Annotated in this window: 16 protein-coding genes; 9 read left to right on the plus strand and 7 right to left on the minus strand. The window is 64.4% G+C overall.

What is annotated here, in order from left to right; translation table 11 throughout:
- The first annotated feature begins 9 nt into the window (after positions 1-9).
- The 3 genes from LAN37_01270 (at position 10) to LAN37_01280 (ending at position 2,888) form a co-directional block, all read left to right on the plus strand.
- A complete protein-coding gene (locus tag LAN37_01270) occupies positions 10-309 on the plus strand; it encodes an acylphosphatase (protein ID MBZ5645835.1) in 300 nt (99 codons plus the stop codon).
- 2 nt (positions 310-311) lie between these two features.
- Positions 312-857 (plus strand): adenine phosphoribosyltransferase, encoded by a 546-nt coding sequence (locus LAN37_01275; protein ID MBZ5645836.1) that lies wholly within the window; start codon positions 312-314, stop codon positions 855-857.
- A 201-nt stretch (positions 858-1,058) separates the two neighbouring features.
- Positions 1,059-2,888 (plus strand): SpoIIE family protein phosphatase, encoded by a 1,830-nt coding sequence (locus LAN37_01280; protein MBZ5645837.1) that lies wholly within the window; start codon positions 1,059-1,061, stop codon positions 2,886-2,888.
- Between the two features lie 33 nt (positions 2,889-2,921).
- Here LAN37_01280 and pgeF read toward each other — a convergent pair whose 3' ends face one another.
- Positions 2,922-3,806 carry a peptidoglycan editing factor PgeF gene (gene pgeF, locus LAN37_01285; GenBank protein ID MBZ5645838.1) on the minus strand — a complete coding sequence of 295 codons (885 nt, stop codon included), beginning with the start codon at positions 3,804-3,806 and terminating at the stop codon, positions 2,922-2,924.
- A gap of 105 nt (positions 3,807-3,911) precedes the next feature.
- On the opposite strand from pgeF, the gene pgsA reads away from it, so the two are divergent.
- The 5 genes from pgsA (at position 3,912) to LAN37_01310 (ending at position 10,185) form a co-directional block, all read left to right on the plus strand.
- A complete protein-coding gene (pgsA, locus tag LAN37_01290; protein ID MBZ5645839.1) occupies positions 3,912-4,559 on the plus strand; it encodes a CDP-diacylglycerol--glycerol-3-phosphate 3-phosphatidyltransferase in 648 nt (215 codons plus the stop codon).
- Complete coding sequence (gene amrA, locus LAN37_01295) at positions 4,543-5,151, plus strand: AmmeMemoRadiSam system protein A (protein MBZ5645840.1); 609 nt, start codon at positions 4,543-4,545, stop codon at positions 5,149-5,151. The genes pgsA and amrA overlap by 17 nt, the downstream gene beginning before the upstream one ends.
- Before the next feature lie 77 nt (positions 5,152-5,228).
- A complete protein-coding gene (locus LAN37_01300) occupies positions 5,229-5,891 on the plus strand; it encodes a TetR/AcrR family transcriptional regulator (protein MBZ5645841.1) in 663 nt (220 codons plus the stop codon).
- Positions 5,888-7,045, plus strand: coding sequence for an efflux RND transporter periplasmic adaptor subunit (locus LAN37_01305; protein MBZ5645842.1), 1,158 nt, complete (start codon positions 5,888-5,890; stop codon positions 7,043-7,045). Before LAN37_01300 ends, LAN37_01305 begins: the two co-directional genes overlap by 4 nt.
- A complete protein-coding gene (locus LAN37_01310; protein MBZ5645843.1) occupies positions 7,042-10,185 on the plus strand; it encodes an efflux RND transporter permease subunit in 3,144 nt (1,047 codons plus the stop codon). Before LAN37_01305 ends, LAN37_01310 begins: the two co-directional genes overlap by 4 nt.
- Before the next feature lie 94 nt (positions 10,186-10,279).
- Here LAN37_01310 and LAN37_01315 read toward each other — a convergent pair whose 3' ends face one another.
- The 6 genes from LAN37_01315 to LAN37_01340 all read right to left on the minus strand — a co-directional run bounded on the left by LAN37_01315 (position 10,280) and on the right by LAN37_01340 (position 18,103).
- Positions 10,280-10,921, minus strand: a complete 642-nt coding sequence (locus LAN37_01315; protein MBZ5645844.1) for a hypothetical protein — start codon at positions 10,919-10,921, stop codon at positions 10,280-10,282.
- Positions 10,922-10,976: 55 nt separating this feature from the next.
- Positions 10,977-12,491 (minus strand): DHA2 family efflux MFS transporter permease subunit, encoded by a 1,515-nt coding sequence (locus tag LAN37_01320; GenBank protein ID MBZ5645845.1) that lies wholly within the window; start codon positions 12,489-12,491, stop codon positions 10,977-10,979.
- 76 nt (positions 12,492-12,567) lie between these two features.
- Positions 12,568-12,888, minus strand: coding sequence for an STAS domain-containing protein (locus LAN37_01325; GenBank protein ID MBZ5645846.1), 321 nt, complete (start codon positions 12,886-12,888; stop codon positions 12,568-12,570).
- 16 nt (positions 12,889-12,904) lie between these two features.
- Positions 12,905-14,188, minus strand: coding sequence for an HlyD family secretion protein (locus LAN37_01330; GenBank protein ID MBZ5645847.1), 1,284 nt, complete (start codon positions 14,186-14,188; stop codon positions 12,905-12,907).
- A gap of 11 nt (positions 14,189-14,199) precedes the next feature.
- On the minus strand, positions 14,200-15,858 hold the full coding sequence (locus LAN37_01335) for a TolC family protein (GenBank protein MBZ5645848.1): 1,659 nt from the start codon (positions 15,856-15,858) through the stop codon (positions 14,200-14,202).
- A 163-nt stretch (positions 15,859-16,021) separates the two neighbouring features.
- Positions 16,022-18,103, minus strand: a complete 2,082-nt coding sequence (locus tag LAN37_01340; protein MBZ5645849.1) for a sigma 54-interacting transcriptional regulator — start codon at positions 18,101-18,103, stop codon at positions 16,022-16,024.
- A gap of 100 nt (positions 18,104-18,203) precedes the next feature.
- Between LAN37_01340 and LAN37_01345 the strand changes: the two genes are divergently transcribed.
- Positions 18,204-19,964: a S49 family peptidase gene (locus LAN37_01345; GenBank protein MBZ5645850.1), complete on the plus strand. Its 1,761-nt coding sequence runs from the start codon at positions 18,204-18,206 to the stop codon at positions 19,962-19,964.
- The last annotated feature ends 96 nt before the right edge of the window (positions 19,965-20,060 follow it).

Below are 20,060 nucleotides of genomic sequence, written 5' to 3' on the forward strand. Positions count from 1 at the left end.
CTGGAAGCAATGACCAAGGCCGAAAAATCGATCGCAGCGCGCCGCTACATCGTCCACGGACGCGTGCAGGGCGTCGGCTTCCGCTGGTTTGTGGAGCGCGAAGCGCACCTGCTCGGCGTCTCCGGCTGGGTGCGCAACACCTCGGACGGCAGCGTCGAGGTGATGGCCCAAGGCACGCCCGAGCAGTTGGCCGGCCTGCACGGGCGCCTGCGCGAAGGCCCGCGCGCCTCCCGCGTCGACGCCGTCGATGTCTCCGAGGCCGAGCCGCAGTCCGGCTTGAGTTCATTCCGCATCGAAGGAGTGTGGTGAGCATGCAGCCGAAGACCGCCACCGACTGTTCCGGCCTGAAAACACTGATCCGCGAGGTCCCGGATTTCCCCATCCCCGGCATCCTCTTTTACGACATCACCACGCTGCTGAAGGACAAGAAGGGCTTCGCCACGCTCATCGACGCCCTCTCCGAGCACTACATCGACAAGGAAGTGGACCTGGTGCTGGGCATGGAGGCGCGCGGCTTCATTTTCGGCCCCGCCGTCGCCTATCGCCTGAACGCCGGCTTCGTGCCCGTGCGCAAGCCCAAGAAGCTGCCCGCCGAAGTGGCTCGCGTCGAGTACGCGCTGGAATACGGCAAGAACACGCTGGAGATTCACAAGGACGCCGTCCGCAATGGGCAGCGGGTGATCATCGTGGACGACCTGCTGGCCACCGGCGGCACCGCCGCCGCCACGATCGAACTGGCCCAGTCCCTGGGCGCAGAGATCGCCGGTTTGGGCTTCGTGGTCGAGCTTGACTTCCTCAAAGGCCGGGCAAAGCTCGCCGGACACGACGTCTTCTCGCTGCTTCACTACGACAAGTAGATAGCCGACTAGGCGGTAGTCTGTGCAGCCGGCTCCCGCCAGCTACCAACTACCAGCTACCTCCTAGTGTCGTATTTACAAACCCCACGTTCCTGCTTATAGTAACGGCGCACTGGAACTCCCCCTCGGAGCGGCAAATCCGCGTCTCGGGCCCATTTTCCGCAGTTGCCCGGGGCGTACAGGACTGGAAAGGGTCTGGACGTGGAATCACCGGCAGCGGCGGCAGAAAAGGCGAAAGCTGCTCGCAAGGGATACATCAGCGCATTCGGCGAGGCAGTCGCCCGCCTGACCTCCGCTCCCTCGGGCGAGGAGGTGCTGAGCAGCATCCCCACCATCCTGGTCGCGGAATTCGGCGCTGCCCGCGGTGAGCTGTGGCTTTGGGACGAATCCTCCGGTTCTGCCTACCTGACCCACGCCGCCGGACTGAACGTCGGCCACCGCAAGGATTACAGAAACCCCGGGCAGGGCTTCATCGGCGCGGTGATCCAGTCGCGGCAGGGGAGCGAGAATGTCGATCTGCCTTCGCTGGGCGACGCGGAAGCCGATTTCGCCGCCCTGACCAAACTCGCGTACGCCTCCGCCTATCCGCTTCTGGCCAAGGGACGCCTGGTGGGCGTTCTGGTGGCATACACCCAGGCCGTCGTGTCGGACACCCAGCTCGAGTGGTGGCAGCTCTACGCCGAGATCTCCAGCGTGGCGGCGCAGGACGCCCTGGCCGCGCAGGAAAGCCAGAAGACCATCACCCAGCTCTCGTTGCTCTTCGAAGCCACGCGCCTGCTGAACTCCACCCTCGATCTGGCCGAGCTGCTCGACCTCATCCTCAAGATCGCGCGCACCGAAGTGAAGGCCGACCGCGGGACCGTCTTCCTGGTGGACACCAAGCACAAACAACTGTGGTCCATCGTGGCCAGCGGCCTCGACCACCAGGAGATCCGCGTGCCCTTCGGCAAGGGCGTGGCCGGCAAGGTGGCCGAGACCGGCCAGGAGATCAACGTCGAGGACGCCTACACCCTCGAGTTCTTCGACCGCAGCTTCGACCAGAAATTCGGCTACAAGACCGGTTCGCTGCTCTGCCTGCCCATCCGCCATCACACCGGCGAGGTGGTCGGCGTCATCCAGTTGCTGAACAAGACCACGGGGTCGCGCTTCTCGGTGGACGACCAGGATTTCCTCTCCAAGCTCTCCGGCCACATGGCCATGGCGCTGGAGAATGCGCGCCTGCACCGCGAGGTGGTGGAGAAGCAGCGCCTGGAGAAGGAATTGGCCCTGGCGCGCGGTATCCAGCGCTCACTGCTGCCCGACGCGCCGCCGGTGGTTCCCGGCTACGACATTGCCGTCATCAACGAGCCCTGCTACGAAGTCGGTGGCGACTACTACGATTTCCTCAATCTGGGGCCGCAATCGTTGCTGCTGGTGGTCGCGGACGTCGAGGGCAAGGGCGTTTCGTCGGCGCTGGTGATGTCGAACCTCCAGGCCACGCTGCGCGCCCTGGTCATGCACCTGCATTCGCTCGAGGTGCTCACCCTTTCGCTCAACGAGATGATCTGCAACGACACCAAGTCCCAGAAGTTCCTCTCCATGTTCCTGGGGCTGGTGGACACCCGGCGCAACGGCCTGCACTACATCAACGCCGGACACGTGCCGCCCATCCTCATCGACGGCGAGACGGGAAAGTACCAGACCCTGGAAGATGGCGGCACTGTCATCGGCCTGTTCCTGGCCACCGAGTACGAGCGCGGAGCGGCCAAGCTCAAGGCGGGAGACATCCTGGTGTGCTGCACCGACGGCATCATGGAAGCAAACGACGAGAAGGACGACGAGTTCGGCACCGAGCGCCTCGCGGCTTCCGTGTTCCAGCACCGCAACAAATCGGCGCAGGAACTGGTGGACTCTGTGCTGGCGGACGTAAACGCCTTTTCCGTCCGCGGCACCCACGTGGACGACAAGGTCCTGATGGTGCTGAAGGTCACCGGCTCCGGCGCGGTGGCTGCGGCTACCGCCAAGAAGCACGAGAGCCTAAGACACTCGTAATGAAGTACTCAGTACCCGGCACCCAGTCCTCCGTTAATTCCTGATCCCGATCGCCCCAACCTGACGCCCCGTCACGCCCTTCTCTTTGCGGTGCGAGAACAGTAGGTCGTTGTGGCAGGAGGTGCATTTCCCGGTTGCGGAGATGTGTTTGTGCGGGACGCCGGCATCGAGCAACTGGCGCTGGGCCGCCATGGCCAGATCGAGGTGAAGCTTGCGGCCGAGCGGATGGTGTCCGGGGGCGCGCGCCGTCAAGAACAGGAGCGGATATTTCTCGCGCACCTCGTCGTGCTCCATGACTTCGTGGAAAAGCTCGGAGGAGTAGACGAACTGCGATTCAAAGGCATCGCGGACCTCGTCTCCCACCGAGTAGCAGCAGGCGGCGATGCCCGGCCCGATGGCTGCCCGGATGTCGCGGGGCTTGCTGCCGTATTCGCGGCGCAGCACGCCGACCGTCTTCTCCACGATGCGCTTCACCAGGCCGCGCCACCCGGCGTGGATGGCAGCGACCGCCCTCTTCTTTGCGTCCACCAGCAGCACGGGCACGCAATCGGCAGTCTTGACCGCCAGCACCGATCCGGGCACGTCCGTCACCAGCGCATCGCCGGTGAGCGGCTGCGTCGGCGGGCCGTCCACCCGCACAATGAAGTCGGAGTGGACCTGCCGGCCGGTGATCATCGGCCAGGTGCGTCTGCCGGTCTTCGCGCCGATGGCCCTGAGGAACGCGGCCCGGTTTCGTTCCACAGCCGCGCGCACGTCGCTATGGGTGAAGCCAAGGTTGAGGGCGCCGCCACCGTAAGCCGCAGAAAAGCCCCCCAGCCGCGTGCTGAAGCCGTGCACTAGCCAGGGCAGCCGTTCGAAGTCGGGGACGGTCAGGAGAGTCAGCGAAGTCTTGCTCTTGAGCCCGGACACTGTTCGCATTGTAAATCGCCGCTCCGCTGCGTTGCTTTCACCCAGGGTGTGGGGGATAATCGGCTGTTAACGTGTCCCGTTTTTGCGCGTTCCTGCGCGCGGCGGGATCCTTGTGTGAATCTTCCCAATTACATCACGCTGACCCGCATCTTCAGCGTACCGCTGCTGATCTGGATCCTGTCCAGCCACCGGTTCGCAAGCGCCGATGGCACACGCGAGGTCCTCGCCTCCGCGCTCTTCATCGCCGCCTCCATCACCGACGGCATTGACGGCTACCTGGCTCGCAGGCGCGGCCAGATCACCACCCTGGGCATGCTGCTTGATCCGCTGGCCGACAAGCTGCTGATCGCCGCCGCCTTCATCACCCTGGTGCAGTTCAATCCCTCGATCGTGAAGGCATGGATCGCGGTGGTCATCATCGGGCGCGAGTTCCTGGTCAGCGGACTGCGCTCCATCGCGGCTTCGGAAGGCTTCACCATCGAGGCCAGCGACTTCGGCAAGGTGAAGATGGTGGCGCAGATCGTGGCTGTGGTCGCCGCCATCGTCGAGCACCATTGGTTCTATTGGGATTTCCGCTATTTCATCCTGGACATCAAGCTGGTCGCGCACATGGCCATCTGGTTCATGGTGGCTCTGTCGCTGGGCTCCGCGGTGGATTATTTTGTGGGGTTCTGGTCCAAGATCGACCGCACCGTGAGGGTGCGCCAGAGGCGCCGCCGCTTCATTCTCCGCCGGAGGAAGCGCGATGTTCCCGCAACCTGATGCCACACCGTCTGCCGACACCGACGCCGAGTATTCCCAGGACGAGCGCCGGTTCCTGCTGAAAATGGCGCACGACGCCATCGACGCCACCCTGCGCGGGCAGGAAGTGGACACCACCCCACCCTCGGACCACCTCGCCGAGAAGCGCGGCGCGTTCACCACTCTGCACCTGCATGGCCAGCTTCGCGGATGCGTCGGCTACGTCTTCGCCGTGCGCCCACTGGTGCGCACCGTCGCCGAGACCGCGGTCGCCGCCGCCTTCCACGACACCCGCTTCCTGCCGGTGTCGGAGGAAGAGGCGCGGGAGATCGACGTGGAGATCAGCGTGCTCTCGCCGCTCCAGCCCATCGCCCCCGAAGACGTGGAGGTCGGCCGCCACGGCCTGGTGGTGACGCTGGGGGCCCGCCGCGGGCTGCTCCTGCCCCAAGTGCCGCTGGAGTACGACTGGGATCGCGAGACCTTCCTGGCCGAGACCTGCCACAAGGCGGGCCTGCCCGGCGATGCCTGGGAGCACGGGGCCACCCTCGAGGCCTTTACCGCCGAGGTCTTCAGCGAGCTCCCCCGCCCGGCTCTCAAGCACAAGACCGCATAAACGAAACCCGCCCTTCCCCGTCGAATCAGGATTGACGGGGAGGTGTGTGGATAATAAAGTAAGTAACCACTTACTATATGGCCACGGCACGAGTGCGGTTCACCGCCGACGATCGGCGCCAGCAGATCCTGGAGGTCGCCAGCGGTCTGTTCGCCGGCCAGGGCTTCAACGGCACCACCACGCGCCACATCGCCGAGGCCGCCGGCGTCAACGAAGCCCTCATCTTCCGTCACTTCCCCAGCAAGGAAGAGCTTTACTGGGCGGTGATCGAGGAGAGGTGCAGAGTCGCCACCTGGCGGCAGGACCTGGAGGCGCGCCTTCTCTCGGGAGAATGCGACCGGGATGTGTTCCAGGGGATCGCCGCGGACATTCTGCAAGCCCGGCGCAAGGACTCGAGCCTGAGCCGCCTGTTGCTGTTCAGCGCCCTGGAGAACCACACGCTCTCCGAACGCTTCTTCCGCACGAACGTGGCGCAGTATTACGAAGTTCTCGCGGAGTACATCGCGCGGCGTATCCGCCAGGGGGCGTTCCGTAAAGTGGACCCCATGCTGGCGGCGCGTGGCTTCTTGGGGATGATCAGCTACCACTTCCAGATCCAGGAGCTGTACGGGGGCAAGCGATATCAGAATTATGACGACGCCGAGGTCGCCGCAGCGCTGACTGACCTGTGGCTGCACGGGATGACGAATCCCGCGACGCGCGCCACCATCGGCGGACGCAAGAAACGGGCACGCAAATGAACCGAGTCCTCACTCATAACAAGCTCTTCTCTGGCGCAGCGGCCGTGCTGCTCTCCGCTGCCTGGCTCTTGAGCGGTTGTTCCGCGGATAAGGTCCAGTCGGCCGGGCCTCCGCCGGTGGCGATCACCGTCGCCACCGCCGAACAGAAGACCGTCCCCGTGCAGGTGCGGGCCATCGGCAACGTCGAGTCCTATACCACCGTGGGCGTGAAACCCCAGGTCACCGGCGAGATCATGGAAGTTCACTTCACCGAAGGCCAGGACGTGAAGCGGGGACAGCTCCTCTTCACCTTCGATCCGCGCAGCTTCGAAGCCGATCTGCAACGCGCCGAGGGCACCCTGGCCAAGGACAAGGCCACCGCCGACAACGACATCATGCAGGCCAAGCGCTACGCCAGGCTCTACCAGGCCGGGGTCGTCGCCAAGGAACAGAACGACGACATGCAGTCGAAGGCCGAGTCGTCGCAGGCCAACGTAACCGCCGACAAGGCCGCGGTCGAGTACGCTCGCGTGCAGCTCTCCTACACAAAGATCTCCTCCCCGGTGAACGGCCGCACCGGAAACCTCATGGTGCACCGCGGCAACGTGGTCAAGGCCAATCCCGACAACCCGATCGTGACCATCAACCAGGTCGAGCCCATTTACGTGACCTTCTCGGTCCCGCAGCAGGAGCTGCCCGAGATCAAGCTGCGCAAGGACTCGGGCAAGCTCAAGGTGGAAGCCGTCTTCCCCAACAGCGACCAGCGTGCGCTGGGCACGCTCACCTTCATTGACAACGCCGTGGACCTCACCACCGGCACCATCAAGCTGAAGGGAACGTTCGACAACCACGACCGGCGGCTGTGGCCGGGTGAGTTCGTCAATGTCGTGCTTACGCTCTCCGAGCAGCCCAACACCATCGTCGTGCCCTCGGCGGCGGTGCAGACCGGGCAGCAGGGGCAGTACGTGTTCGTGGTCAAGCCCGACCAGACTGCCGACATGCGTCCCGTCGAGGCGGGGTGGACGATCGACAACATGATCGTCATCAAGAAGGGCGTCCAGGCCGGGGATCGGGTCGTGACCGACGGCCAGGTGCGTCTGGTTCCCGGGGCCAGGGTCGAGATCAAGCAGCAGCCGCAAAGCGCGTCAGGCGCGGGGCAGGAACCTCGTTCATGAGCGTCGCAGAACTATTTATCCGGCGCCCGGTCATGACCACTCTGGTCATGGCGGCGATCCTTCTCTTCGGCGTCATGGGCTATCGGCTCTTGCCGGTGAGCGACCTGCCGAACGTGGACTTCCCCACCATCCTGGTCTCGGCTTCACTGCCCGGAGCCACGCCGGAGACGATGGCCTCGGCGGTCGCACTACCGCTGGAGAAGCAGTTCTCCACCATCGCCGGTCTGGACTCGATGACCTCGAGCAGCTTTCAGGGATCCACGCAGATCACGCTCCAGTTCACGCTCGACCGCAACATCGACGCCGCCGCCCAGGACGTGCAGGCCATGATCTCCAAGGCCAGCCGTGACTTGCCCCAGGACATCCCCACCCCGCCCTCCTACCAGAAGGTGAACCCGGCCGATCAGCCCGTGCTCTACCTCGCGCTCTATTCGCCTACGCTGCCCCTCTCGCAGGTGGACGAGTACGCGGAGACCATGATGGCGCAGCGCATCTCCATGGTTTCCGGCGTCGCCCAGGTGCAAGTGTACGGCTCGCAGAAGTACGCGGTGCGGGTGCAGCTCGACCCGCGCGCCATGGCCACCCGCCAGATCGGCATCGACGAGGTCAACACCGCCGTCCAGCGCGCCAACGTGAATCTGCCCACTGGCATCCTCTACGGCCACAAGCAGGCGTTCACGGTCCAGGCCAACGGCCAACTCACCGACGCCAGCGAGTACAAGCCGCTGATTGTCACTTACCGCAACGGTTCCCCGGTGCGGTTGCAGGACATCGGCAACGTCATCGACTCGGTCGAGAACGACAAGATCCGCGGCATGTTCTACACCGATAAGGGCGGGCTGCGCTCCGTCGTGCTCGCCATCCAGCGCCAGCCCGGCACCAACACGGTCGAGGTGGTGGACAGCATCAAGGCGCTGCTGCCCAAGTTCCGCCAGCAGATGCCGGCCTCGGTTTTCCTCGACGTCCTCTACGACCGCTCCGTCTCCATCCGCGACTCGGTGCACGACGTGAAGTTCACCCTGATGCTGACCGTCACCCTAGTCGTCATGGTGATCTTCATTTTCCTGCGGAATTTCTCGGCGACCATCATTCCCAGCCTGGCTCTGCCCATGTCCATCGTGGGAACGTTTGCCGCGATGTACCTGCTGGGCTATTCGCTCGACAACATGTCGCTGATGGCGCTGACGCTCTCCGTGGGCTTCGTCGTAGATGACGCCATCGTCATGCTGGAAAACATCGTGCGCCACATGGAGCACGGCGAGCAGCCCTACGAGGCCTCGGTGCGCGGCTCGCGCGAGATCGGCTTCACCATCATCTCCATGACCCTGTCGCTGGCCGCGGTGTTCATCCCCGTGCTGTTCATGGGCGGGATCCTGGGCCGCCTGCTGCACGAGTTCGCGGTGACCATCGGCGTGGCCATCCTGGTTTCGGGCTTCGTTTCCCTGACCCTGACGCCCATGCTGTGCAGCCGCTGGTTGCGGCCCTCGAAGGAAGCGCACCACGGCACGCTCTACCGCTGGTTCGAGCACGGCTTCGACGCCATGCACGGCCTGTACGTCCGCACGCTGGGGCCGGTGTTGCGCTTCCGCAAGACCGTCATCCTGTTCTCGACCATCATCCTAGTCGTGACCGTGTACATGTTCATGGCCATCCCCAAGGGCTTCCTCCCCAGCGAGGACACCGGGCAGATATTCATCATCACCGAGGCGGCGCAAGGCATCTCCTTCGACTCCATGGTGCAGCACCAGATGCAGGTGGCGGAGATCATCCGCCGGCAGTCCTGGGCCTCCGATTTCATGTCCTTTGTGGGGGGCGGCGGCGGCAACACCGGACGCTTGTTCGTCCGCCTCACGCCGCGCGGCACCCGTCCTCACGTGGACCAGATCATCCAGGACCTGCGCCGCAAGGTGGGCTCGGTCCCGGGGATCATGGTCTTCGCGCAGAACCTGCCTCCCATCCGCATCGGCGGACAGCTCACCAAGAGCCAGTACCAGCTCACGCTACAGAGCACCGATACCCAGGAGCTGTACTCCGCCGTCCCCAAGCTCGAGGAGAAGATGCGCCAGGTCCCCGGGCTTCAGGACGTGACCAGCGACATGCTGGTCAGGAACCCGCAGGTCAACGTCAACATTGACCGCGACAAGGCCTCCGCCCTGGGCGTCACCGCGCAGCAGGTTGAAGACGCGCTTTACACCGCCTACAGCATGCGCCAGGTTTCCACCATCTACGCCCCCAACAACGAGTACCGCGTGATCATGGAGGTGAAACCGGAGTTCCAGCGCGACCCGGCGGCGCTTTCCCTGCTCTACATCCGCTCGGACAAGGGCGCGCTGGTGCCGCTGAACGCCGTCGCCACGCTGACGCCCACCCTCGGGCCGCTGTCAGTGAACCACCTGGGCCAGCTGCCGTCGGTGACCATGTCATTCAACACGCGTCCCGGAGTGGCGCTGGGTGACGCCGTCACCGCCGTACAGAAGGTCGCGCGCGACACCCTGCCCAGCACCATCACCACCAGCTTCCAGGGCACCGCGCAGGCCTTTGAGTCCTCCATCCGCGGACTCGGCGTGCTGCTCATCCTCGCCATCCTGGTCATCTACATCGTGCTGGGCATCCTGTACGAGAGCTTCATCCACCCTTTGACCATTCTTTCCGGCCTGCCCTCGGCGGGATTCGGCGCGCTGCTCACGCTGATGATCTTCCACATCGATCTGAACATCTACGCCTTCGTGGGCGTGATCATGCTGGTGGGCATCGTGAAGAAGAACGCCATCATGATGATCGACTTCGCGCTGGTGGCGCAGCGCGAGCACGGCAAGAACGCCGCCGACGCCATCTACGAAGGCGCGCTGGTGCGCTTCCGCCCCATCATGATGACCACCATGGCGGCGCTGATGGGCACCCTGCCCATCGCGCTCGGCTTCGGCGCCGGCGCCGAGTCGCGCCGCCCCCTGGGCCTGGCCGTGGTCGGCGGCCTGCTCTTCTCCCAGCTCATCACCCTCTACATCACCCCGGTGATCTACACCTATATGGACTCGATGCAGACCTGGGTACAGAAGAGAACGAGCAAAGCGGCCAACGGCCAGGAGATCCCCGAGGAAGTTCCAGCCGGCAACGGCAACGGCGAGCTGGTCGAGCTCTGAATCAGACCTGAATTCCGGTAGAGACGCCCGTCAGGGCGTCTTCAAAAACTGACGACAGCGCGATAGCGCTGTCGCTTTCATTCACGGAGCGGTTTCACTTGCAGTGCCTTAGCCTTTCACGGATGCGGGAACGTTCTTCTTCATTTCGCTTCCTGAACGGATCAAGCCGTATTGTCCTGCCCTGTGTTTCGGCGCGGTCGCCCTGTAGCCGCGGGATCAGACCCTCGAACACCTCCATCGCTCTTCGGTAGTACTCGCAACCTCCGGTCGAAAGGTCATCTCCCACAATCATGTAGTTCACGCCGACGTTGAACACGTTTGCAATGTCCGTCGGGTTCGCATCGCGGGCCTTCTCAGAGTACTCGGCTGCGAGCTTCGCCCAATCGCCACTGCGGTCCTTATCTTGGAAGGCGCGTGTGAAATACGTGGTCGCAATCATCTGAAAAAGGAAATCGTCACCTTGCCCTTTCATGGAATGCAGACCGAGTTCGACTGCTTCATCGAAATGACCGTTGTTCCTCAGTTCCGCCATTCTCGTTGCGGCGTCAACGTATTGGCTGGGAGCAACGAGAGACCACGGCAAGTCGCGGGTGTCGTAGTAGTGCTTAATTGCAAAAACTGTGAACAACAGCATCGCTGCTGCGCCCAGTGCAACCCACGCTCGCCGCCACCTAGATTTCGTCTCTGTCATGTTGCTGTTGCTGCTGGCTTTCTGCAGATAAGTGCGAAGCAACATGCTAGGCCGGAATCGCCCGGAATCCAAACGAACCGTGCGCGCGAGCGGATTGCTATCAGTGCGCCGCCACTTCCATCTTCTGCGGCCGCGTCTTCTTCATCAGGAACATCAGCGGGATCATCAGCAGAAACACCATGGCCAGCACCCAGAAGCTGTCCACGAAGCCCATCATCGCCGACTGGCGCATCAGCATGCCGTACATCAACCCGTGCGCCTGCTGCGTCGCCTGCACCGGATCGGAACCCTGCGCCACCAGCATGTGACCCGCTCCATAGATCATCGAGCGGTAGCTTTCTTCCATGCCGGTGATGTGCCCGGCCAGCATGTTCTGATGGAAGGCGGTGCGCCGGGTCAGCATGGTCATGGTCAGCGCGATGCCCGAGCTGCCGCCGATGTTGCGCGCCAGGTTGATGATCCCGGTCGCGTTGTTGGCCTGCTCCTTCACCAGATAGGAAAATGCGGCGGTGTTGATGGGCACGAAGAGGAACGCCATGCCCACGCTCTGCACGATGCGCGCCATCATCGCCGCGTGGTAGTCGGTCTCCAGGTTGAACTGCGCCATCTGGTACATGCCCAGCGAGCACATGGCCACCCCGAAGGTCACCAGCCAGCGCGCCTCATATTTCGAGAGCAGGAAGCCCACGATCGGCATCAGGAACAGCACGACGACCCCGCCTGGGGAGAGCACCAGCCCGCTCAGCGTCGCGTTGTAGCCCATCAGGCTCTGCAGGTAGATGGGGAGAAGCACGGTGCTGGCGTAGAGCACGACGCCGAGGAAGTACATGGTGATGGTCGCCAGCGTGAAGTTGCGGTTCTTCAGCAGGCGCAGCTCGACCACCGGATGCTCGGCGTGCAACTCCCAGAGCACCACCGCCAGCAGGCACAATCCGGCGACGATGGCGGCGGCGGTGATCCCGCCAGACTCGAACCAATCGTTGCGCTGCCCTTCATCGAGCATGATCTCCAGCGCGCCCAGGCCCACAGCCAGCAGACTGAAGCCGAGGTAGTCGATCTTCAGTCCCTCCCTGACGCTGTGCCGCTTCAGGTACGGCGGATCGAAGATGAGGTACAGCGTCATCAGGATGGCGAAGATGCCGACGGGGATGTTGATGAAGAAGATCCAGCGCCAACTGTAGTTGTCGGTGATCCAGCCGCCCAGCGTGGGGCCGATGATGGGGGCAAAGATCACGCCCATGCCGTACACCGCCATGCCCATGCCGCGCTTCTCGTGGGGGAAGCTTTCCACCAGGATGGCCTGTGCGATGGGCTGCATCGCTCCGCCGCCGATGCCTTGCAGCACGCGGAAGAAGATCAGCGATCCCAGGTTCGGCGCCAGGCCGCACAGGAAAGAGGTCACAGTGAACAGCGCCACGCAGATCATGAAGAAGCGCTTGCGCCCGAACAGCGACGAGAACCAGCCCGACATGGGGAGGATGATGGCGTTGGAAACCAGGTAGGAGGTCAGGACCCAGGTGCTCTCGTCCACGCTCGCCGACAGGCTGCCGGCAATGTGATTGAGCGCGACGTTGGCGATGCTGGTATCCAGCACCTCCATGAACGTCGCCAGCATCACCGTCAGCGCGATCACCCAGGGGTTGATCTCGCCGTCGCCGTTCTTCGCCCGCGCTAGGAACCGCTGCACCACGTCAGTTCCGCGCCTCCGGCCAGGCCACGGGGGAGAGCGCGGTGGAGTGCGCTTCGCTCTCGTCGGCACCCACCAGGATCTGCACTCCCTCCTGCTGCATGAAGAAGAGCATCTTGCGTCCGGCGGCATCGATGTGCGTCAATCCGCGCACGTCCAGAAGCAGCACGCCGCCCGTCTCGATGTGCTCGATCCAAAGCCGTTCCAGCCGCCGCACCGCGTTCCCGTACAGCTTCCCTTTCAGGCTGAACTCGGTGATGTAGCGGTTCTCGCGGACGTTGATGTCGAGCTGGTCGCTGCCGTCGCGCCGTTCTGCACTTCCCATCCGCATCGCTTGCCTCCTACTTGGTGATGATGGTGGCTTCCACGTTCATGCCCGGCCGCAGTACCGCACCCTGCTGCGGGTCGAGCACGATCTTGACCGGGATCCTCTGCACCACTTTCACGTAGTTTCCCGTCGCGTTCTCCGGCGGCAGCAAGCTCAGCCGAGTGCCCGTCGCGCCCGCCACCGAATCCACTTTCCCGGTAAACGTTTTCCCGTACATGTCCACTTTGACCTCGGCCCTCTGGCCCGCACGAACCTTCGCCAGTTGCGTCTCCTTGAAGTTGGCGGTCACCCACACGTCGTGCAGCGGGATGACCACCAGCAGCCCCTGGCCGGGCTGCACGATCTGGCCGGATTCCACGCTCTTCTTGGTGACCACGCCATCCACTGGCGCAACCACTGTCGTATAGCTGAGTTGCAGTTCGGCGGCGGCGAGATTGGCCCGCGCCTGGTTCACGGCGGCCTGGGCCGACTGCGCCTGTGCCGATTGGATATCGGCCTGCTTGAGCGAGGCGTGGGCCTGCGTCACGCCCGCCCGCGCGTGATCGATGTTCGCCTTGGCAGCGACCACGGCAGCTTTGCGCAAGGTCACGTCCTTGGCAGAGGAATTGAATTCCTCCCGCGCCGCCTGCACCTCGCTCTCGGCAACGCGAGCCTCAGCCCGCACGGCGTCGTATTGCTGCTTCGAGATCTCTTCCTTCTCCATCAGGGGCTTCATGCGCGCCAGGTCCGCTTGTGCGCGCTCACTGTTGGCCTCGGCCGCCCCCACCTCCGCCTTCGCCTTCGCCATGTCCGCCGCACTCTTGGCCTCGGCGGCTTGCGTGCGCTCGTGCTCCGCCTGGACAGCGGCCAGCGCCGCCGCCGCGCCCGTGGTCCCACTCAGCGTCGTCTGCTGCATCATCGGGACCCCGATCTCCGCCGCCCTGGCCTGCGCCTCCGCCAGCGCCAGCGTCGCCCTCGCCTGGTCCAACCGCGCCTGGTAATCGCGCGCATCGATGCGCACCAGCACCTGCCCTGCCTGCACCGCCTGGTTGTCGTTGACCAGCACCTCGGCGACATTGCCGTACACCTTGGAGGCCACGGTCGCCAAGTGTCCGTCCACCTGCGCGTCATCGGTCGAGACGCGGTTGTGGTAGTAGAGGAACGAGGCCAGGACCGCCGCCAGCACCAGCGCTCCTGCGCCCAGCACCGCGTGCCGGAACTTCGGGTTCGCCCAGCGGTCCCTCAGCGGCGTGGTGCGCGCTTCCGCCTCTGGCGCTTCCACCTGCGGTAGTTCAAGTTCTTCCAATTCGGTTGGCATCGACGTATTCCTTACTTGCTATATAGCGATTCCATCTGGCCGGCGGCGTGCGCCAGGTCGGCCCGGGCCTGGTTGTAGCGATATAAAGCCGCGATCTGGTTGTCGCTGGCGCGGGACAACTCGTCCTGTGCCGTGATGACCTCGATATTGTTGGCTACGCCCGCCTGGAAGCGGTCGCGCGCCTGCGTGACCTCCTCCTGCGCCAGCCGCACTCCCTGGTTGGCCACGTCCACCTCGTTGCGCGCGGCCGCCAGTTCGGCCGCCGCCGTGTTCACCTGCAGCGCGATCTGGTTTCGTAGTTCCTGCCGCTCCTGCTCGACCTTCTTCAGCTCCAGGTCGGCGCGCACGTTCTCCGCCTGGATGCGGCCGCCGGTGAAGATGGGAACGTCGGCCGTGATCTGGACTTGGTACGCCGGGATCGTGCTCCCCCAGGTCAGCCCTTGGTATCCCCAGGTCCCCACGGAGGCGAACCGCGGCAGGCGCTGCTCCCACGCGGCGCGTTTGGCCGCCTGCGCCGCTTGCTCGCGGGCCAGCAGCGCCTTCAATTCCGGGCGCGTCTCCCAGGCACGCTCCAGGGCCTGGTCGCTTTCGATTTGCGGCGTCTCGAAGAAGCTGACCTCATCGGTCAATTCGACGGATTGGCGCGAGTCGAGGTTCAGCAGCCGCTGCAGCCCGAAGATCGCGGTCTTGCGCGCCGTCTCCGCCTGGATCAGCCGCTGCTTCTCGTTCTGTAGCTGCACGTTGGCGCGCAGCGTGTCGATGCCCGTGCCCACGCCGTTCTTTTGCAGATCAGAGGCCAGGTTGTAGAGCGCTTGCGCCAGCTCTACCCGCGACTGCGCCGCCTTCACGTCCGCCGAGGCGCGCAGCACGCCGAGATATTGCGAGACGGTCAGCAGCACCATCTCCTCCCGCACGCTCATCTGCTGCGCCTGGCTGCCGCGTACTCCGGCCCGTGCTCCCTGCAGCCGCCGCCACAGCGTCAGGTCGAAGATGGAAGCGCTGTACACCGGGCCGCCCTGCACCGACTGGAACGGACCAGCGACCTGCGGGAACAGAGGCGACTGGGTCCCGATCAGCGAGGCGGTGTTGAAGCGCTGGTATCTCCAGAACGCTTCCGCGCCCACCTGCGGCAGCAGTGCCGCGCGCGCGATGTTCTTGTCTTCATTCGCCTGCGCCGTGCTGAGGACTGCGAGCTGGACTTGCGGGTTCTGCTTCAGCGCCATCTGCACCGCATCGCGCAGCGTCAGCCGGACGGACCCGGCAGTGGCTTGCGCGGCGGTTGCCGGCGCGGGCGCGGCCTGCGCATCCAGCCGCGGCACGGTCCACAGAAGCAGCAACGGGAGGAAGATAACGATGATTGCTTCCCGCTTCCCGAAGAGTGCCTTGACCGCGGCGTGGATTTGCCGGTGTCGCGCCCGGATCTCGTCGCAGATGCAGCGCGTCAGCGGCGCTCCCGCTTTCAGGGCCGCGCCCTCGTCCGCCATGTGTTCCAGCAGGTTCCTGCCGGCCGCGTCGATGAACGTCACGCCGTCTAGGTCCACGGTCACCGCCTTGCGGTGGGCGCCGGTCATTCTCTGCCACGCCCTTTCCAGCTCAGCGACCCACGGTCCGGCCAGCCGGCCTTCCAGCTTCAGCGTCTCCAGTTCGTCCAGGATGGTGATTCGTAGCATCTTCCACTCCCGAATCCATCCGTACTCCTCGCAGTTTCTTTGCCAACGCGAGACACTAACTGTCGAAAAGTATGTCTAGGGAAATCAATTACTTAGGAAGGTCTCGTTGGGGAAGAGTGAGGTTGGAATGACGAATTATCGGCATCTGCCGAAATACCGGCAGTCAGCGCGCGCGCGCGATGCCGAGCTTCTTCATTTTGGATTGCAACGTGGTGCGCTTCATCCCGAGACGGGCCGCGGCGCCGCGCCCTCCCGCCAGCACCCACTCCGTCTCCTTGAGCACGTTGAGGATGTGCTCGCGCTCGGCCGCCTCCAGCGTCTTGCCGCTGCTCACCACGGCGGCGCCGCCCTTGAGCTCGGCCAGCGCGATCTTCAGCGCCGGCCCGGGCGACAGGATCACCGCGCGTTCGATGAAGTTCTCCAGCTCGCGCACGTTCCCCGGCCAGGCATAGCGGCCGATCGCTTCCAGCGCCTCGCTGGGGATGGTCTCGATCTTCTTGTTCATGCGCCGCGAATGTTTTTGCGCGAAGTAGCGCACCAGCAGCGCGATGTCTTCCTGCCGCTCCCGCAGCGGCGGGATCACGATGGGAAAGACGTTCAGCCGGTAGAACAGGTCGGTGCGGAACTGCCGCTCCGCCACCATCTGCGACAGGTCGCGGTTCGTGGCCGCGATCAGTCGCACGTTCACCTTGATCGTCCGCGTGCTGCCCAGCCGCTCGAACTCCTGTTCCTGGAGCACGCGCAGCAATTTGGGCTGAAGCTCCGGCGGGATGTCGCCGATCTCATCCAGGAACAGCGTGCCGTCGTGCGCCAGCTCGATGCGCCCGATCTTGCGCTCGATGGCCCCGGTGAACGCGCCCTTTTCGTGCCCGAACAGCTCGCTCTCCAGCAGTCCGGTAGGGATGGCGGCGCAGTTCAGTTTCACCAGCGTGCGCTCGCGCCGCGGGCTCAGGTTGTGCAGCGCGCGCGCGATCAGCTCCTTGCCCGTCCCCGTCTCCCCCAGGATCAGCACCGTGGCGTCGCTCGGTCCGACGATCTCCACCTGCTTCAGCACCCTCTTCAGCGCCGCGCTGTCCCCGATGATCTCTTCGAAGTCATATTCCGTGCGGATCTCGTCCTCGAGGTAAAGCTTCTCCTCCGCCAGCCGGTTCTTGAACTCGGCGATCTGGGTGTAGGCGCGCGCGTTCTCGATGGCGATGGCGATCTGGTTCGCCACCTGCGTCAGCACGTCGGCGTCTTTTTCGTCGAAGGCGTTGGGGCGCATGCTGGCCACGTTGAGCGTCCCCAGGACCCGATTGCGCGTGATCAGCGGCACGCAGCACGCCGACTTCACTCCCGCCTCCAGCAGCGTGCGCGTGATCTCCGAGGGGAAGCGCTCCAGCAGATTCTCCTCGTCCGCGTTGTGGCAGAGAAACGGCTTGCGGGACGAGAACGCGATGCCCGCGACCGTGTCCGCGATCGGCGCCATCGTCCCTTCGGGGATCGGCGGAATCTGGCCCGTGGCGTCCACCGCGTGCAGCCGCAGCGAGTCCGTCTCCGCGTCGTACAGCGCCAGGCTGGTGTACTCGTGCTGCATCACCCGCCGCATGCACGACGCGATGGCCGCGAACAGCTCCCGCGTCTCCAGGTTCGCCACCAGCGCATTATTGATTTCCAGCAGCATGCGCAGGTGGTCGCGTTCGTGTTCCAGCTGGATCTGCGACGTCTGCGCCTTCTCGAAGTTCAGCGCATTGTCCACGGCGACTGCGACCTGCGCCGCCACCCGTTGCAGAAAATCGAAGTCGGTATCGCGATACACGCCGGGCTGCAGCGAGCCGATGCCCAGCGAGCCCAGCCGGCGCTGCGCCGTGGTCAGCGGCAGCAGGCAGTAGGAACGGACATGGTTCCGGCGCAGCAATTCGCGCACCCGTGGGTAGCGCATATCCTGCTCCACGTCGTCCACGACCATCGCTTTCTGATGCTCGAGCACCCAGCCAGTGGGCGTCTCTTCGGCGCGCAGCTCCAGGTCCGGATCCACATGCGCCGGCCGTGACGCCTCCAGCACGTGCAGCTTGAAGGTTTTCTTCAGCGGGTTGTAGAGCACGACGTTGATGAAATCGAACTCCACCACCGCGTGCAGTTTCTGCGCCAGGTCGTGGAAGAGCGCCTGCGTGTCGCGGTGCGAGGCGATGGAATCGGCCACCTCGAGCAGCGCGCGGTAGCGCTGCACCGCCTGCTGCTCCGCCTTCTGTGCCGTGACGCGCATGCTGTCCCGATTCTACCCACCCGGCGCGCCCGCGCGCGACTCGGCAGAACAAATCGCCGGTCCATGCCGTATCCTCTAGAGCGTCCATCCGGAGGGAGTCATGCGCAAGCGTCTGTCCCATTTCTTTGCCGTCATCGGTTTCGTAGTCGTCATGTACGCACTCGTCATCCTGGTGGTGGTGCTGGTGTCCAAGGGCCACGTTCCCAAGAAGACGGTGGTCGAACTCAACCTCGAGCAGCCGCTCATCGAGGCCGTCCCCGACGACCCGCTGGCGCAGGCCATGAACCGAGACAACACCACGGTCCGCGACATCGTCGAGACCCTGGAGCGCGCCGAGAAGGACGACCGCGTGGTCGGCGTCGTGGCCCGCATCGGCGCCACCAGGATGGGCCTGGCCCAGGCGCAGGAGATCCGCAACGCCGTACTCCACTTCCGCCAGACCAAGAAATTCGCCATCGCCTTCGCCGAAACCTTCGGCGAGTTCCGCAACGGCGGTGGCTCGTACTACGTGGCGACGGGCTTTGAGCAGATCTGGCTCCAGCCGTCGGGCGACATCGGCCTGACCGGCATCATGCTGGAATCGCCGTTCATCAAGGGCACCCTGGCCAAACTCGGGCTGAGCTTACACGGCGACCACCGCTACGAGTACAAGAACGCGTTCAACTTCTACACCGAGACCAAGTACACGCCGGCGCACCGCGAGGCCATGCAGAAGATCCTGGACTCGTGGTTTGGCCAGATGCTGAAGGGCATCGGCGAGGCGCGGCACAAATCACCCGACGAGGTGAAAGCGCTCATCGACAAGGGGCCGTTCCTGGGCAAAGAGGCGCTCGACGCCGGCCTGGTGGACAAGCTCGGCTACCGCGACGAGGCCTACGACGAGGTCAAGAAACTCGCCGGCAGCGACGCCGAACTCCTCTATTCCGAGAAGTATCTGAAACGCGCCGGCCGTCCGCACGATAAGGGCAAGAAGATCGCCCTCATCTACGGCGTGGGCACGGTAGTGCGCGGGAAGAGCGGCTTCGACCCGATCCAGGGCGACTTCTACATGGGCTCCGACACCGTGGCCGCCGCCTTCCGCGAAGCCGCCGAAGATAAGGACGTGAAGGCCATTCTCTTCCGCGTGGACAGCCCCGGGGGATCGTATGTCGCCTCCGACACCATCTGGCGCGAGGCCGCAAAGGCGAAAAAAGCGGGCAAGCCCATCATCGTCTCCATGGGCGACCTCGCGGGCTCGGGCGGCTACTTCGTCGCCATGAACGCCGACAAGATCGTGGCCCAGCCCGGCACCATCACCGCTTCCATCGGCGTGCTCGGCGGCAAGGTGCTGACCTCCGGTTTCTGGGACAAGATCGGCCTCACCTGGGACGAGATCCACACCAGCCAGAACTCCACCATGTGGACGGGCACCCACGACTACTCGCCCGCCGAGTGGGCGCGCCTCCAGCAGTGGCTCGACCGCGTGTACGTGGACTTCACCGGCAAGGTCGCCGACGGCCGCAAGCTGCCCAAGGACAATGTTCTTCAGATCGCCAAAGGGCGCATCTGGTCGGGCGAAGACGGCAAGGCCCTCGGCCTGGTTGACGAACTGGGCGGCTTCCCCGAGGCGCTGGCCCTGGCCAAGAAGGCCGCCGCCATCCCCGACTCCGAGGAAGTGAAACTGGCCGTGTATCCAACGCCCAAGTCGATGCTGCAACAACTTCTCAAGAAGGGCGCGGAGAACAGCGAGCGCGACGCCGCCGTCGAAGCCATGGTTGGCATGCTGCGCACCATCCAGCCCGCCATGCGCCAGTTGCACGCCATCACCGCCAACCCTGCCGACGACGTGCTCAAGACCCCGGAGTTCGAGGTGACGCGATAGGAACTTCATCGCCACGGATCAACGCGGATGAACGCAAATGAAGGAACCTGAGGTAGTGCGGGCCTTCAGGCCCGCGTCATGGCGCGTCAACAATGG

This window comes from Terriglobia bacterium (assembly GCA_020073495.1).
GTDB lineage: Bacteria > Acidobacteriota > Terriglobia > Terriglobales > Acidobacteriaceae > JAIQFD01.